The 15,998-nt window shown below is 49.0% G+C and carries 11 protein-coding genes; 8 read left to right on the plus strand and 3 right to left on the minus strand.

The genetic code is table 11. The features are described 5' to 3' along the window. Nucleotides 1-51 precede the first annotated feature (51 nt). A complete protein-coding gene (locus N530_RS0106080; protein ID WP_051540786.1) occupies nt 52-948 on the plus strand; it encodes an alpha/beta fold hydrolase in 897 nt (298 codons plus the stop codon). A gap of 176 nt (nt 949-1,124) precedes the next feature. On the opposite strand, the gene N530_RS0106085 is transcribed toward N530_RS0106080, so the two are convergent. Together N530_RS0106085 and N530_RS0106090 are read right to left on the minus strand one after the other, a co-directional pair. Further along, nucleotides 1,125-2,174 (minus strand): porin, encoded by a 1,050-nt coding sequence (locus N530_RS0106085; RefSeq protein ID WP_026479969.1) that lies wholly within the window; start codon nt 2,172-2,174, stop codon nt 1,125-1,127. 374 nt (nt 2,175-2,548) lie between these two features. Then, nucleotides 2,549-3,964: a short-chain fatty acyl-CoA regulator family protein gene (locus N530_RS0106090; protein ID WP_026479970.1), complete on the minus strand. Its 1,416-nt coding sequence runs from the start codon at nt 3,962-3,964 to the stop codon at nt 2,549-2,551. Nucleotides 3,965-4,115: 151 nt separating this feature from the next. Here N530_RS0106090 and N530_RS0106095 point away from each other — a divergent pair, with 151 nt between their 5' ends. From N530_RS0106095 to N530_RS0106110, 4 genes are read left to right on the plus strand one after another with little or no spacing between them, the layout of a single operon-like run. Then, a complete protein-coding gene (locus N530_RS0106095; protein ID WP_026479971.1) occupies nt 4,116-5,654 on the plus strand; it encodes an acyl-CoA carboxylase subunit beta in 1,539 nt (512 codons plus the stop codon). Nucleotides 5,655-5,665: 11 nt separating this feature from the next. Then, nucleotides 5,666-7,657, plus strand: coding sequence for an acetyl/propionyl/methylcrotonyl-CoA carboxylase subunit alpha (locus tag N530_RS0106100; RefSeq protein WP_026479972.1), 1,992 nt, complete (start codon nt 5,666-5,668; stop codon nt 7,655-7,657). After that, nucleotides 7,654-9,801, plus strand: a complete 2,148-nt coding sequence (gene scpA, locus N530_RS0106105) for a methylmalonyl-CoA mutase (protein ID WP_026479973.1) — start codon at nt 7,654-7,656, stop codon at nt 9,799-9,801. The genes N530_RS0106100 and scpA overlap by 4 nt, the downstream gene beginning before the upstream one ends. Nucleotides 9,802-9,837: 36 nt before the next feature. After that, nucleotides 9,838-11,757 carry a propionyl-CoA synthetase gene (locus N530_RS0106110; RefSeq protein WP_026479974.1) on the plus strand — a complete coding sequence of 640 codons (1,920 nt, stop codon included), beginning with the start codon at nt 9,838-9,840 and terminating at the stop codon, nt 11,755-11,757. A 26-nt stretch (nt 11,758-11,783) separates the two neighbouring features. Here the strand turns inward: N530_RS0106110 and N530_RS19480 are convergent, their stop codons facing one another. Beyond that, entirely contained in the window at nt 11,784-11,894 is a 111-nt protein-coding gene (locus N530_RS19480) for a porin (RefSeq protein ID WP_371179697.1), read from the minus strand. Between the two features lie 509 nt (nt 11,895-12,403). On the opposite strand from N530_RS19480, the gene N530_RS0106125 reads away from it, so the two are divergent. From N530_RS0106125 to N530_RS0106135, 3 genes are all read left to right on the plus strand, one after another. Continuing rightward, the gene (locus N530_RS0106125; protein ID WP_026479976.1) at nt 12,404-14,002 is read left to right on the plus strand and encodes an ABC transporter substrate-binding protein; all 1,599 of its coding nucleotides are present in this window, start codon (nt 12,404-12,406) and stop codon (nt 14,000-14,002) included. A 74-nt stretch (nt 14,003-14,076) separates the two neighbouring features. Continuing rightward, complete coding sequence (locus N530_RS0106130; protein ID WP_026479977.1) at nt 14,077-15,087, plus strand: ABC transporter permease subunit; 1,011 nt, start codon at nt 14,077-14,079, stop codon at nt 15,085-15,087. 2 nt (nt 15,088-15,089) lie between these two features. Then, nucleotides 15,090-15,998, plus strand: a complete 909-nt coding sequence (locus N530_RS0106135) for an ABC transporter permease subunit (protein WP_026479978.1) — start codon at nt 15,090-15,092, stop codon at nt 15,996-15,998.

Below are 15,998 nucleotides of genomic sequence, written 5' to 3' on the forward strand. Positions count from 1 at the left end.
GCAAGATATTCGACCTATGGTCGCATCAAATTCTCATTAGGACACTTTCGGATGACCAATTCTGCCGTTCAATGCCACATTGAAAGCCGTTTTTACACGAGTCGCGACGGCTTGCGGCTTCATGCGTGTGATTATGTGCCATTTGATGCGGCGCATGAGCAAAATCTTCCGGTTATTTGTATGCATGGCCTGAGCAGAAATGCGCGGGATTTCGATCTTTTGGCCAAGTACCTCGCCTCACATCCGCAAACACCGCGCCGCGTTATTGCTTTTGATTATCGAGGCCGCGGCCTATCAGAATATGACAAGAACTGGTCAAAGTATAATGTGCTGACGGAGGCCGAAGATATTGTTAGCGGCTTAAATGCGCTGGGTATCGAGCATGGAATTTTTATAGGCACATCGCGCGGCGGTCTTATCACTTTTGTTCTGGCCGGCATGCGCCCAACGGCGCTTAAAGGCATCGTGCTTAATGATATTGGCCCAGTCATTGATGGGGCTGGTTTGATGCAAATCCGAAGCTATCTTCAACAGGCGCCCCGCCCCAAAAATTGGAGTGAAGCAATAGAGGCGCAAAGGAAGATTATGGGCAAAAGCTTCCCTGCCCTGACAGACGAAGATTGGCTGTTTGAAGTAGAATGCCGCTATTCGCAAAAGGATGGGATTTTATCGGCAGATTATGACCCGCATCTTGCAGATACGATGAAAGGCCTTAATGCCGGTGATCGCTTGCCGACAGCTTGGCCGCAATTTATTGGGCTTCGCCATTTGCCTACCTTGGTCATACGCGGCGAAAACTCAAATATTTTGTCCAAAGAGACGTTTGAGCAAATGAGTGCTGTTCATCCAAAGATGCAGCAGCTTCACGTTGAAGGCCAAGGCCATGCACCCATGCTGCATACGAGTGGTCTTGATGATGCCATCGCACAGTTTTGCGCAAAAATCTGATCTCAGCGCGTTTTAGCTAAGCGACTTATCACGCTCTATTGTTTCATTAGGGCTTTGATTGCGGCTGCGATGCATTCTCTACCGAGTAAATTCAGCTTTTCACTTTTCTAAAGTACAACACACAAAAAACCCGGCAGTTGCCTGCCGGGTTTTTCGTTCAAATCTGAAAGGTCAGATTAGAATGAACGTGTGAAGCGAACACGACCGCCCCATACGCCATCGCCATTTGCGTCTTCAAGAGCGTCGCCGCCTGAGTAGTTTACGCGAGCATCGATATCGAAGCCAGAAACAACTTTGTAGTTAACGCCAGCGCCAACTGTGTAGCCGTCTAGGCCAGCAGTGTTATCAAGACCGTAGTTGAAGCCTGCACGTGCTGCCAATTTCTCTGTCAAGTCTGCAGAAATGTCTGCACCAAGAACATGTTCGAAAGCAGCAAGGTATTCAGTACCGAGTTTGCTGTCGTCAGAGTACTGGTAACCAAGACCAAGTGTTGCTGCACCGAAGTTGTAAGAAGCATAGATTTTAGCAGTCAAAGCTTCTTCAGATTCGTTGTATGCAAGACCTGCATGCAAGCCGATTTCGCCGATAGAACCGTTAACGTCAAGAAGAACGTCTGGTACGTAGTCGCCATCTTCGTCTTCTTCAAGAGCAAGCGTAATGCCGAAGCCGCCAGCGTTTGCTGTGTATGCAACCATACCAACTTCGCCTGGGCCAAAGTTTACGATACCATCGCCATCAGCACCGAAACCCCAGTCCCACCAAGAAGCGTTCTTACCGATTGTAAGACCTGCAAGCTGGATAACAGCGTGGTCGATTGAAAGACCAGAGTCATCGTTGTCGCCATCCTGAGATGGAGTGCTGTCGTAACCAAGACGGATACGTGAGTAAAGTGGGCCGAGCTCTGTGTCGTTCCATGCTTCAACGTTCAAACGAACTTCAGATTTTTTACCCCAGTCGCCAGCACCATCGTTAGTACCACGAGCATCAACACCGCGAGCAGCGTCGTCGTCTTTTTTAGCGAAGTTCATTTCGTAACGAACATAACCTGAAATTTTCAAGCAAGTTTCGCCACCAGGAATGTAGAAGTAACCAGCGCCAGCTGCATCACATACGCGTACGTATTCAACAGCTTCTGGCTCAGGAATTACAACTGCGTCAGCAGCACGTGCGCCTGATACAGCTACGAGAGCTGCTGCAGAACCGAGTAGTAGGCTCTTAATGTTCATAATTGACCTCCAGTCAAATTAGTTAAAACGGGTCTGGTATATCACAAGGACGTTTGTCCCATCCCCAATGTGTAAGAAACAAACGTCTGCCCGTTTCTTGATGTTGAACATACTCATGGTTTGGCGCAGAGCAATATCGTTTGTCGTTCCAGTAGGCCTTCACGGTGTGTTCAATTATCCTTGTTGCAAAAAAGACACGATTTCGTCAACGAACTGTTCACGAAGATTTACAATACGTTAACAAAGGGCCACTTCCGTGTAAATCAGAGCGAATCTGTATGAGAATCGCTAAGATTTTGGCCCATTCACTAAAACAAAGATCAAACTGTAATAATTCAGGCGCGTTCCAAGGCCGCGAGCGCACCAGCAAGCCGTTAGAATGTATAGGGTATTGTTACACGCTCGTTTAAATCCACACTGAGCGGATGCTGCAAAGGCGGCACGGCGCGCTGATGACAATCTGAGCGCGGACATATGCGGCAAGATATTCCAATGGGGTCAAAGGCCGATTCTTTGCCCACCTCCAAACCATCTGCATAAACCAGTTGAGCGGCATGTTTGATCTCGCACCCCAGTGCTAAGGCGTAGCGCGGCGCAGGAACATTAAAGCCAGCGCCCAGATTGGTCACTTCTGTTGCAAGACATAAATAGCGCACACCATCGGGCGTTTCAGCCTTTTGCCGCAATATACGGCCCGGTGCTTCAAAGGCTGCATGGGCATTCCACAAAGGACATGTCGAGCCAAAACGCGCAAACTGCAATTTGGTCGCGCTATGGCGCTTTGTAATATTGCCGGCTTGGTCCACGCGGGCAAAGAAAAACGGCACACCTTTGCGCCCAGATCTTTGCAATGTGCTGAGGCGGTGCGCGACCTGCTCTATGCTTGCACCAAAGTGACGCGCCATAATGTGTAAATCGTGACGAACATCGACAGCAAAGCCTGCAAAGCGCTCATACGGTAATAAAGTCGCGCCAGAGAAATAATTGGCCAAGCCGATGCGGCATATATCGGCGGCTTCCGGCGACCTGAAATTGGCCTGCTGGGCAATGCGATCGAGATTTGGCGCTTGCTCAAAGAAAGCGATCTGGTGCGCCATCTGAAAAATCCGCGATGACTGGCTTTGCACATTACTTAATGTCAGCAGTTTTTGCGCGGGGTCATAACGACGGATTGGTGCGTTATGGCTCACATCCTCACTTATATATACACGCACTTGATGTTGATCGAACAAATATTGAGTGAGCGCCTGATGCATATCGCGGTCAATTTTGGATAGCGTCTCAGCCAGCGCCTCACCTGCCCGATCAAGACTGTCTATATAATTGTCATTATAATGGAAGAAATCGCGCACTTCTTCATAGGGCGTTAATTCGCTCAAAGCGCCTGAGCGCTCCAATGAATCATCAATTTGCGCAAGCCGTTCGCCAGCACGCCGCAAAGCCTGATGCATATTAAGGAATGCACGGGCCACAATGGGCGATGTTTGCGAAAAGGTTTTCAAGTCACGCGAAGATAATTGCTCTGCTTTGAAAAGCGGGTCGGCCAGCGCTTCAAGCAGATCAGCCAGTAGGCGGTCACTGTCATTGTCTGACAAGGATGCAATATCAATGGAGAACACTTCTGCCAAACTGAGCAGCACAGAGGCCGTGACATGGCGCTGGTTGTTCTCAATCTGATTGAGATAGCTTGTCGAAATCGACAGCCTTGCCGCCATTTCAGCCTGTGTGTGCCCATGCTTGTCGCGCAGAGACCGAATGTTTTGACCGATAAAGAGTTTACGTTCGCGCATTATACTTTTTTACTTTTGAAAGTTGCAACTTTGATAAATTATATTCTTACACTAATTTACTCCTTACAATCTGACAAGCTTGCCTTACTGATAGTGAAAATCGAAATGGCGCTGATGTCTAAACACGCGTCTTTATAGCCGGAGCAACCTGATGATCTCAGATACAACGCTAGACCAATTGGAAGCAAAACGTGCAGAAGCGCGTCTTGGCGGCGGGCAGCGGCGCATTGATGCACAGCACGCCAAAGGCAAGCTAACGGCACGCGAACGGCTCGATGTGCTTTTCGATGAAGGCTCGTTTGAGGAATACGACACTTTAAAGTCTCATCGCTGCACAGACTTCGGCATGCAAGAGCAGCAAATTCCAGGTGACGGCGTTATCACGGGATGGGGCAAGATCAATGGCCGCCCCTGCTATGTGTTCAGCCAAGACTTTACAGTGTTCGGCGGCTCCTTATCTGAAACCCACGCAGAAAAAATCTGTAAGGTCATGGATCTTGCGGTTCAAAACCGCGTGCCAATCATTGGCCTTAATGATTCTGGCGGTGCGCGCATTCAAGAAGGTGTGGCTTCGCTTGGCGGCTATGCGGAAGTGTTCTGGCGCAACGCACAGGCCTCCGGTGTTATTCCGCAAATCTCGGTCATCATGGGGCCATGTGCAGGCGGCGCGGTCTATTCCCCAGCCATGACTGACTTTATATTTATGGTCAGAGATACAAGCTATATGTTTGTTACAGGACCAGATGTGGTCAAAACCGTCACCAATGAAATTGTGAGCGCCGAAGAACTGGGCGGCGCATCGACACATACGAAGAAGTCATCTGTCGCCGATGGTGCCTTTGACAATGATGTGGAAGCGCTTTTGGAAGTGCGCCGTCTGTTTGATATGTTGCCGCAATCATTTGACAGCGCCCTGCCCGTTTTGCCGACCACAGACAGTGAAACCCGCATTGAGGCAAGCCTCGACACGCTGATACCGGAAAATCCGAACCAGCCTTATGATATGCACGAAGTTATTCGCAAAGTGGCTGACGAAGGTTCGTTCTTTGAGATTCAAAAAGATCACGCTGGTAATATATTGTGTGGGTTCGTTCGCATTAACGGCTCAACGGTTGGCGTAGTTGCCAATCAGCCAATGGTGCTGGCCGGTTGTCTGGACATTAACAGCTCTAAGAAAGCAGCGCGGTTTGTGCGTTTTTGCGATGCGTTCAACATTCCGATTTTGACACTTGTTGATGTGCCGGGCTTTTTGCCAGGTGTTGGACAAGAACATAGCGGCATTATTAAACATGGCGCAAAGCTGCTGTTTGCCTATGCGCAGGCAACGGTGCCTCTGGTCACGGTCATCACCCGCAAAGCCTATGGCGGTGCTTATGATGTGATGGCCTCAAAACATATTCGCGCGGACATAAACTATGCTTGGCCAACGGCTGAAATTGCCGTGATGGGCGCAAAAGGTGCATCGGAAATTATTCACCGCGCTGACCTTAAAGATGCCGATAAAATGGCGGCGCACACCAAGGAATATGAAGATCGCTTTGCCAATCCGTTCATAGCCGCACAGCGCGGTTTTATTGACGAAGTTATTATGCCGCATTCGACGCGCCGCCGCGTTGCCCGCGCCTTTGAAATTCTCAAAGGCAAGAAGGTGACTGGCCCCGCTAAAAAACACGATAATATTCCGCTCTAAGGGTACGACACATGTTCACCAAAATTCTCGTTGCCAATAGAGGCGAAATTGCCTGCCGCGTTTTCAAAACTGCGAAAGCCATGGGCATTAAAACTGTCGCCGTTTATTCAGACGCCGATAAAAACGCGCTGCATGTGCAAATGGCGGATGAAGCCGTGCATATTGGTGCCGCGCCTGCATCGCAGAGCTATCTCATCATTGATAAGATTATTGAGGCCTGCAAACAGACGGGCGCAGAGGCTGTTCATCCAGGCTATGGCTTTTTGTCCGAACGCGCTGAATTTGCCGAGCGCTTGAAAGCTGAAAACATTGCCTTTATCGGCCCACCTGTGAACGCGATTGAAGCCATGGGTGACAAGATCACCTCTAAAAAACTGGCGCAAGAAGCAGGCGTTTCTACTGTTCCGGGCCATATGGGCCTGATTGACGATGCTGACCACGCGGCAAAGATTGCTAGCCAAATCGGTTATCCGGTTATGATTAAGGCTTCTGCTGGCGGCGGCGGCAAAGGCATGCGCATCGCATGGAATGATGCTGAAGCGCGTGAAGGTTTTGACCGTTCAAAATCAGAGGCTGCCTCCTCATTTGGCGATGATCGCATTTTCATTGAAAAGTTCGTTGTTCAGCCGCGCCACATTGAAATTCAGGTTTTGGCCGATACGCACGGCAATTGTATTTATTTGGGCGAACGCGAATGTTCTATTCAGCGCCGCAACCAAAAGGTCATTGAAGAAGCGCCTTCACCGTTTTTGGATGAAGCCACACGCAAGGCCATGGGCGAGCAATCTGTCGCGCTTGCTCAAGCTGTTGGCTATGCCAGCGCTGGAACGGTGGAATTCATCGTCGATAAGGATCGCAATTTCTATTTCCTCGAAATGAATACGCGGCTGCAAGTCGAGCATCCGGTCACAGAACTTATCACCGGCGTTGACTTGGTGGAGCAGATGATCCGCGTTGCCAATGGCGAAGAGCTCGCCCTTGCCCAAGAGGACGTGAAGCTTAACGGGTGGGCAATTGAAAGCCGCCTTTACGCCGAAGACCCTTACCGCAACTTTTTGCCTTCTATCGGCCGCCTGACGCGCTACCGCCCGCCTTTGAGTTCTTCCGCTGGTGTAGATACCATCGTGCGCAACGATACGGGCGTTTATGAAGGCGGTGAGATTTCCATGTTTTACGATCCGATGATCGCAAAGCTTTGCACATGGGGTAAAAACCGAGAAGCCGCCGTTACCGCCATGTCTCACGCGCTTGACGCATTCGAAGTCGAAGGCATTGGCCACAATCTGCCGTTCTGCGCCGCCGTGATGAAACATGAACGCTTTAAGAGCGGCAACATCACCACCGCCTTTATTGAAGAAGAATATCCTGATGGGTTTGAAGGCGTAACACCCAATGACACTGAATTAAAAGCGTTAGCCAGCATTGCTGCCGCCATGAAATTGAGCGATGAGCGCCGCATTGGCACGCCTATCAAGGCGAGCGGAGACAATGATTATGTTGCTGTTATTGATGGTCAGCACATCAAGCTCGCGGTACAAGCAATCGACACGCATTTCGAAATTGCTTTGTCTGAGGATGGCACCAAGTGCCAAGTTCACATTGATTATACGCCCGGCATTCCACTGGTCAGAGCCAAGGTTGATGCAACGGACTATATAATAAAGACAACCCCGATTACGGGCGGCTACAGATTGCGGGTGCAAGGCCTTGACTTGAATGTCAAAATTTACACGCCGCGCATTGCGGAACTTGCATCCCTAATGCTGGAAAAACTGCCGCCGGACACGTCCAAATTGCTACTCTGTCCTATGCCCGGTTTGATCGTAAAATTGAACGTTCAAGAAGGCGACAAAATCGAAGAAGGTCAAGCATTGGCCATCGTTGAAGCAATGAAAATGGAAAATGTTCTGCGCGCTGAAAAAGCCGGAACGGTTTCAAAAATTCCTGTGGCCGTTGGCGACAGTCTTGCAGTTGATGAAGTGATCATGGAGTTCGAAGGATGAGCGATAAAACCAAGGTCGACGATCAATATTGGAATGCAATTGCGGAAAAAGAGTTGAAGGGCAAAAGCCCAACATCGCTTAACAAAAGAACGCCTGAAGGCATCACGATCAAACCGCTTTATCTGCCGTCTGACGTGCCGGAACAGGCCGCCCGCGACTTACCGGGTTTTGAGCCCTACACACGCGGCGTCAAAGCCACCATGTATGCGGGCCGCCCGTGGACCATTCGTCAATATGCAGGATTTTCAACGGCCGAAGAATCCAATGCTTTTTACCGCAAGAACTTAGCGGCAGGGCAAAAGGGTTTGTCGGTTGCGTTCGATCTTGCAACGCACCGCGGCTATGATTCAGATCATCCGCGTGTTTCTGGTGATGTTGGCAAGGCTGGCGTTGCGATCGATTCTGTCGAGGACATGAAAATCCTTTTCGACCAGATTCCGCTGGATGAAATGTCTGTCTCCATGACGATGAACGGCGCGATCATTCCGGTGCTGGCGATGTTCATTGTTGCAGGCGAAGAACAAGGCGTTGATAAAGCCGTCCTGTCGGGCACTGTGCAGAATGATATTTTAAAAGAATTCATGGTGCGCAACACATATATATATCCGCCAGAACCATCGATGCGGATTGTTGCCGATATTATTGAATATACGGCCAATGAAATGCCAAAGTTCAATTCGATTTCAATTTCCGGCTATCACATGCAAGAAGCCGGTGCGACCTTGGCGCAAGAGCTTGCCTATACGCTGGCCGACGGCATGGAATATGTGCGCGCAGCAACGAATAAGGGCTTGGATGTTGACCGCTTTGCGGGCCGTCTCTCCTTCTTTTTCTGCATCGGTATGGATTTCTTTATGGAAGTCGCAAAGCTGCGTGCTGCACGCATGCTGTGGTCGCGCATCATGACTGATTTTGGCGCGCAAGATCAGCGCTCCAAGCTTCTGCGCACGCATTGCCAAACATCTGGCGTATCGCTCACCGAGCAATCACCGCATAATAATATTATCCGTACAACGATTGAGGCGATGGCCGCAACTCTGGGCGGCACGCAAAGTCTGCACACCAACTCGTTTGATGAGGCGATGGCGCTGCCCACAGAAGCCTCGGCGCGTATTGCACGCAATACGCAGCTTATTTTACAGCATGAAACCCGCATGACGGATGTGGTCGATCCGCTCGGTGGCTCTTATTATGTTGAGGCGCTGACCAAACAGCTTGCTGATGAAGCGTGGAAACTCATCGAAGAAGTCGAAGAACTTGGCGGCATGACCAAAGCTGTCGAGCAAGGTCTGCCTAAGATGCGCATTGAAGAGGCTGCAGCACGGCGCCAAGCGCGTGTGGACCAAGGCGAAGACGTTATTGTTGGCGTCAATAAATATGTCGTAGAAGACGAAGAACCAATCGACATATTGCAAATTGATAATACCAAGGTGCGCGATTCACAAATTAAGCGCCTTGCCCAAGTAAGAAAGTCACGCAATCCGAAAGCGCTGGAAAGCGCAATCCAGAACCTAGAAGACGTTGCGAAATCTGGCAGAGGCAATTTGCTGGAAGCTGCCGTTGAAGCTGCACGCGCACGGGCAACACTTGGCGAAATTTCTGATGCGATGGAACGTGCATTTGACCGCCATAAGGCCACAACGCGTATCATCGCTGGCATTTATGCCGATGCCTATAAGGACGATGCCGAATATAAAGCAATCCAAAGCCGCATCAAAGATGTGGCAGATGACAAAGGCCATGTACCGCATATTCTTGTCTCCAAAATGGGACAAGACGGGCATGACCGCGGTGCAAAAATTATTGCCACAGCATTTGCCGATATGGGCTTTAAGGTTGATCTTTCAGACATGTTCGAAACGCCGCAAGAAATTTGCGACAAAGCCATTGCCTCTAACGTTGATGTGATTGGTGTTTCGTCTTTGGCAGCAGGCCATATGACGCTTATTCCTGAGCTCATTGAACTGCTTAAAGCCAAGGGCCGCGACGACATCATGGTCATTTGCGGCGGTGTTATTCCAGAGCAGGATTACGCATTTTTGCGCGAATCTGGTGTGGCTGAAATCTTTGGCCCCGGCTCCAATGTTTTGGATGCGGCCAATGCTCTGCTTTCGCAATTAGTCGGATTGCGGCGCAACCGCTGATCTGACAATCTTAGACGATGCCTTGGGAGGGGTAATATGAGCGCGACATCAAAATATGCCGAGATTTACAGCGCGTGGCAAAAAGATCCGCACGAATTTTGGAAGCAAGCCGCCGCTGGCATTGATTGGTTTAAACCTGCCGACAAAGTGTTTGATCCTGATTTGGATATTTATGGCCGCTGGTATGTCGGCGCGACATGCAACACTTGTTACAATGCTGTTGACCGTCATGTTGATAATGGACGCGCTGATCAAGCTGCACTGATCCATGAAAGTGCCTATAGCGGCAAAAAGACAGTTTGGACCTATGCACAATTGTGCGATGAAGTGCGTGCGCTGGCGGCAACATATCGTGATTTGGGTGTCACCAAAGGCGACCGCGTTCTCATCTATATGCCTATGGTGCCAGAGGCCGTTGCTGCGATGCTTGCGTCGGCACGGCTTGGCGCTATTCACACCGTTGTTTTTGGCGGCTTTGCGGCCAATGAACTGGCAACCCGCATCAATGATTGTGAGCCCAAGATTATTGTTGCCGCATCCTGCGGTGTCGAGCCGAACCGTATCGTCGAGTATAAACCGCTTGTCGATAAAGCAATTGAGATTTCCGATCATAAACCGGACCACTGCCTCTATTTGCAACGCGATGAACATGTCTGCGATCTAACGTCAGAGCGCGATTTAGATTATAGCACATTGGTGAGCGCGCACCGCGAAGCACAAACGCCAATCCCTTGTGAAGAAGTGGCAGCGACTGACCCGCTTTATATTCTTTATACATCAGGCACCACAGGCCAGCCCAAAGGTGTCGTGCGTGATAATGGCGGCCACATGGTTGCGATGAAATGGTCAATGGATGCCGTTTACGGCATTAAACCTGGCGAAGTCTTTTGGGCAGCTTCTGATGTGGGCTGGGTCGTTGGCCATTCTTATATTTGCTACGCACCGCTCCTACATGGCGCGACAACATTGATGTTTGAGGGCAAGCCCGTCGGCACACCCGATGCCGGTGCTTTTTGGCGTGTTATACAAGATTATAAAGTCGCCGCCTTGTTCACAGCCCCAACCGCCATTCGTGCAGTTAAAAAGGAAGATTCAAAAGGCGAGTTTATCAAGAACTATGATATTTCGTCGCTTCGCACTTTGTTCTTAGCGGGTGAACGCGCCGATTCTGATACGATCGAATGGGCTGAAAAAGCACTTGGCGTTCCAGTGATCGACCATTGGTGGCAGACAGAAACAGGCTGGGCAATGGTAAGCAACCCCATTGGTTTAGGCGCCCTGCCCGTCAAAATAGGTTCTCCAACAGTCACAATGCCGGGTTATGACATTCGCGTATTGGATGATGCGGGGCATGAAGTTAGTCATGGAACACTTGGTAATATCGTTGTGAAACTGCCCTTGCCACCGGGGTGCATGCCATCCTTATGGAATGGAGAGCAGCGTTTCCGCGAGGCTTATCTTAATGAGTTTCCGGGCTTTTATAAAACATCTGATGCCGGATATATGGATGAAGATGGGTATTTGTTCATCATGGCGCGTACCGATGACATTATCAATGTGGCCGGACATCGCCTATCGACGGGCGCGATGGAAGAGATCATTGCCAAACATCCTGATGTTGCCGAATGCGCGGTCATTGGTATCGCAGACACGCTCAAAGGTCAGGCTGCTGTGGGCTTTTTAATCACCAACACTGGCACTGAGCGCTCTGAAAGTGAAATTGAAGCCGATGTTATCAAAATGGTGCGCGACGAGATTGGTCCGGTTGCTGCGTTTAAAATTGCACTAACAGTGCCGCGTTTGCCGAAAACACGCTCTGGAAAGATATTGCGCGCAACCATTCAAAAGATTGCCGATGGCGAAACATGGAAAATGCCTGCGACGATTGAAGACCCAACAGTTTTAGATGAAATAACTGCCATTTTGAAATCACGAAGAATCGGCAGCTTTGGTTAAGTGATAAAAGCTAAACGGAATTTTCGTTACTTGTTTTTGACGTTAATTTCATACTGAACATGGCCTGAAATACGAATACATGTCTGGGTTCCGGGGATAAATTTGAACCCGGGACCAGCCATTTCACAGCTCTGCACGTCATCATTCTCAAGTTTAGGATCAGCAATTATTTGGCTTTTCAAGTCAATTGGCTCGCCTGCATGAGCAACGCTTACCAAAACGCATAATATTGAAGTAATTATACTGATCTGTTTCAAAACTTTATTCTCACCATCATTACATCACTCCACCAATATACCAATTTATACAACACGACATTCACTTTGAAACAATGATGCACTTTAATGCTCATTATTATTGCATTCCTCGCAATCACTAAGCAGCATGAAAACTTGTCTAAAATACGATACAAAACGTATTTTCATCGTTTGATCGCCAAGTTTAGACAGAAACGAATCTGGGTAAATATACTCAATAAAAGCGAACAATCAGAACAAACGACCTAATACCAAGCGCAATATAGAAATTTAATTGTGTGAAAGTTCAAAAAAAGACAATTGCTATAAGACAGATGAGGTGCTTACATAGCCTCTTCATGACTGGAGTATAACCAGATCAGAAATTTAATTGGAAGGAATTAAATAGTATGAAACGTTCAAATTTGCTGTTGCCAGCGCTCTTGGCCACGACAATGCTTATGGCAGGTGCCGCACAAGCCAAAACTTTGGTTTATTGCTCGGAAGGTTCGCCAGAGGGTTTTGACCCTGCGCCATACACTGCCGGCACGACATTCGACGCATCTTCAAAACCGGTTTATAACCGTCTTGTTGAATTCAAGCCTGGTACTTCTGAAGTACAGCCTGGTCTTGCAGAAAGCTGGGAAGTTTCTGAAGATGGCATGACTTACACATTCAAACTTCGTCAGGGTGTTAAGTTCCACACAACAGAATTCTTCACACCGACACGTGATTTCAATGCTGATGATGTGTTGTTCTCATTCAATCGCCAGCTACAAAGCGATCATTCTTTTAACCAGTATACTGCTGGCATCTCTTGGGAATACTCCAACAGCATGTCCATGCCGGATTTGGTAAAATCAATTGAAAAAGTTGATGACTATACAGTTCGTTTCAACCTGAGCCGTCCTGAAGCGCCTATGATTGCAAACTTGGCAATGGATTTTGCGTCGATCTTGTCTGCTGAATATGCTGACCAGTTGGAAGCCAGCGATACAAAAGATATGCTTAACCAGCAGCCGATCGGCACTGGGCCGTTCCATTTTGTTGCTTACCAAAAAGATGCTGTCATCCGTTATGGTTCACATGACGAATATTGGGCAGGCAAGCAGCCAATCGACGATTTGGTTTTTGCCATCACAACAGACGCTTCTGTTCGCCAGCAAAAACTGCTCGCAGGCGAATGTCATGTTGCTCCATATCCAAATCCAGCGGATATTGAAGCGCTCAAAGCAGCCGAAAACATCAAGATTGAAGAGCAAGAAGGCCTAAACGTTGGCTACCTCGCCTACAACGCTTTGGTAGAGCCATTTGACAATCCAAAGGTTCGCAAAGCGCTTAACAAAGCGATCAACAAGCAAGCAATTCTTGACGCCGTATTCCAAGGCGCTGGTAAAGCTGCGAAGAACCCACTGCCACCAACCATGTGGTCATATAATGATGCAGTCGAAGACGACAGCTTTGATCTTGAAGCATCAAAAGCTATGTTGGAAGCTGAAGGTGTTAAAGACCTGAAGATGAAAATCTGGGCTATGCCTGTTCAGCGTCCATACAACCCGAATGCACGCCGTATGGCTGAAGTCATGCAAGAAGATTTTGCTAAGGTTGGCGTTGAAGTCGAGATCGTTTCTTATGAATGGGGCGAATATCTCGATCTTTCAAAAGACAAAGACCGTGATGGCGCAGTTCTTCTTGGTTGGACAGGTGACAATGGTGACCCAGACAACTTCCTAGCCGTTCTTCTTGGCTGTGATGGTGTTGGCGGTGCGAACCGTGCGCAATGGTGTAACGATGAATTTGAAGCTTTGATCCAAAAAGCGAAAATTGTATCGGACAAAGCTGAGCGTACAAAACTCTACGAAGAGGCACAGGTTGTATTCAAACGTGAAGCACCGTGGGCGACAATTGCGCACTCAGTGGTCTTCATGCCTATGTCAACAAAAGTAAGCGGCTACGTGATGGACCCATTGGGTGGTCACTCGTTTACGAACGTTGATATCGCTGAATAATCACCCTTTCCTTTCGTTATAGGATTGAACCGCGCTTTATCTTTTAGATAAGGCGCGGTTCAAATTAGCTGCTCATGTTTGGTTTCTTACTAAAACGCATCGGCTTGCTCATCCCCACTTTTTTGGGTGTGACCTTGGCCGCCTTCTCATTTGTTCGTATTTTGCCCGGTGACCCAGTCTTACTGATGGCCGGCGAGCGCGGTGTCTCTCCTGAGCGCCATGCCCAGCTGCTTGAGCAGTTCGGCTTTGATAGACCGCTCTACGTACAATATTTCGATTATCTTTTCTCCGCTCTTAGCGGCGATTTGGGCCAGTCTCTGGTGACGAAAAAGCCCGTATGGGACGAGTTTTTTACGCTTTTCCCCGCAACCTTCGAATTATCCATTTGCGCGATTATATTCGCTCTCGTGATTGGACTGCCGATTGGTATGCTCGCTGCAATTAAGCGCGGCACATGGTTCGACCAGTCCTTGATGGGCGCTGCCCTAGTTGGCTATTCAATGCCGATTTTCTGGTGGGGCTTGCTGCTGATCATTCTATTCTCCGGCACACTTGGCTGGACACCGGTATCAGGGCGTATTTCACTGCTTTACTATTTCCCGAATGTGACGGGATTCATGCTGGTTGACTCGTTTTTATCGGGCCAAAAAGGTGCGTTCAGCTCTGCCCTATCCCATCTCATTTTGCCAACGATTGTGCTTGGAACAATACCGCTAGCGGTTATTGCACGCCAAACACGCTCTGCCATGCTTGAGGTGCTTAATGAGGATTATGTCCGCACCGCGCGCGCCAAAGGCTTATCGGCAGCCCGTGTTGTGGGTGTGCATGCTCTGCGCAATGCCATGATCCCCGTGATCACAACAATCGGCCTGCAGGTTGGTGTTTTGATGGCTGGTGCCATTTTGACCGAAACAATCTTTTCTTGGCCAGGCATTGGAAAATGGTTGATCGATTCTATTTCGCGACGCGATTACCCTTCTGTGCAAGGGGGACTTTTGATGATCGCTGTCATTATTATGTTCGTAAACCTCGTTGTTGATCTACTCTACGGTCTGATCAACCCACGTATTCGGCATAAGGGTTAATCATGACAGATCAAGCTATAACCACAGATCCTGAGCTGGACGACAACCATCAATCCGGGTTGGCCAGCTTCTGGTTTTATTTCAAAGAAAACAAGGGTGCCGTAGTTGGCCTCTGCTTCTTCTTGGCAATTTGTTTTATTGCTCTTTTTGCAGATTTCATTGCGCCGCATGCACCCAATCAACAATATCGCGAATTCTTCCTTGTGCCGCCTGTTTGGCAAGAAGGTGGAACGTGGCAGTTTTTACTCGGCACAGATGCCGTTGGCCGCGATATGTTATCACGGCTTATTCACGGTAGCCGTTATTCGCTATTCGTTGGCATAATTGTTGTTGTCGGCGCGGTTTCGGTTGGCGTTACAACGGGCCTTGTCGTTGGCTATGTTGGCGGCGCACTTGATACACTTGTTATGCGCTTGATGGATATCATCCTCGCATTTCCAAGCCTCTTACTGGCGCTTGTTCTTGTTGCCGTATTAGGGCCAAGCCTGACCAATGCGATCATTGCAATCGCGATCATTCAGCAGCCACATTATGTGCGCTTGACCAGAGCAGCGGTGCTTGGGGAACGTGAAAAAGATTATGTAACGGCGGCGCGTCTAGCCGGTGTTGGCCCAATCAGACTTATGTTCCGCACTATTTTGCCAAACTGTATGGCCCCGCTTATTGTTCAGGCAGCGTTGTCATTCTCGACAGCAATTCTTGATGCTGCGGCACTGGGCTTTCTTGGCATGGGCGCACAGCCGCCAACGCCAGAATGGGGTACTATGCTTGCTGAATCGCGCGAATTTATCTTGCGTGCATGGTGGGTTGTAACCCTGCCCGGTCTTGCCATTCTTATGACAGTGCTTGCTATCAACCTGATGGGTGACGGTCTTCGCGACGCACTTGATCCAAAATTGAAGAGGTCCTGA

The sequence above is a fragment of the Ahrensia sp. 13_GOM-1096m genome, from assembly GCF_000620605.1.
Lineage (GTDB): Bacteria > Pseudomonadota > Alphaproteobacteria > Rhizobiales > Rhizobiaceae > Ahrensia > Ahrensia kielensis.

What these genes read in the sequence shown, in the direction of transcription:
- N530_RS0106080 (WP_051540786.1), top strand. Translation starts at nt 52, where the DNA reads ATGACCAATTCTGCCGTTCAATGCCACATTGAAAGCCGTTTTTACACG.
- N530_RS0106085 (WP_026479969.1), bottom strand. Translation starts at nt 2,174, where the DNA reads ATGAACATTAAGAGCCTACTACTCGGTTCTGCAGCAGCTCTCGTAGCT.
- N530_RS0106090 (WP_026479970.1), bottom strand. Translation starts at nt 3,964, where the DNA reads ATGCGCGAACGTAAACTCTTTATCGGTCAAAACATTCGGTCTCTGCGC.
- N530_RS0106095 (WP_026479971.1), top strand. Translation starts at nt 4,116, where the DNA reads ATGATCTCAGATACAACGCTAGACCAATTGGAAGCAAAACGTGCAGAA.
- N530_RS0106100 (WP_026479972.1), top strand. Translation starts at nt 5,666, where the DNA reads ATGTTCACCAAAATTCTCGTTGCCAATAGAGGCGAAATTGCCTGCCGC.
- scpA (WP_026479973.1), top strand. Translation starts at nt 7,654, where the DNA reads ATGAGCGATAAAACCAAGGTCGACGATCAATATTGGAATGCAATTGCG.
- N530_RS0106110 (WP_026479974.1), top strand. Translation starts at nt 9,838, where the DNA reads ATGAGCGCGACATCAAAATATGCCGAGATTTACAGCGCGTGGCAAAAA.
- N530_RS0106125 (WP_026479976.1), top strand. Translation starts at nt 12,404, where the DNA reads ATGAAACGTTCAAATTTGCTGTTGCCAGCGCTCTTGGCCACGACAATG.
- N530_RS0106130 (WP_026479977.1), top strand. Translation starts at nt 14,077, where the DNA reads ATGTTTGGTTTCTTACTAAAACGCATCGGCTTGCTCATCCCCACTTTT.
- N530_RS0106135 (WP_026479978.1), top strand. Translation starts at nt 15,090, where the DNA reads ATGACAGATCAAGCTATAACCACAGATCCTGAGCTGGACGACAACCAT.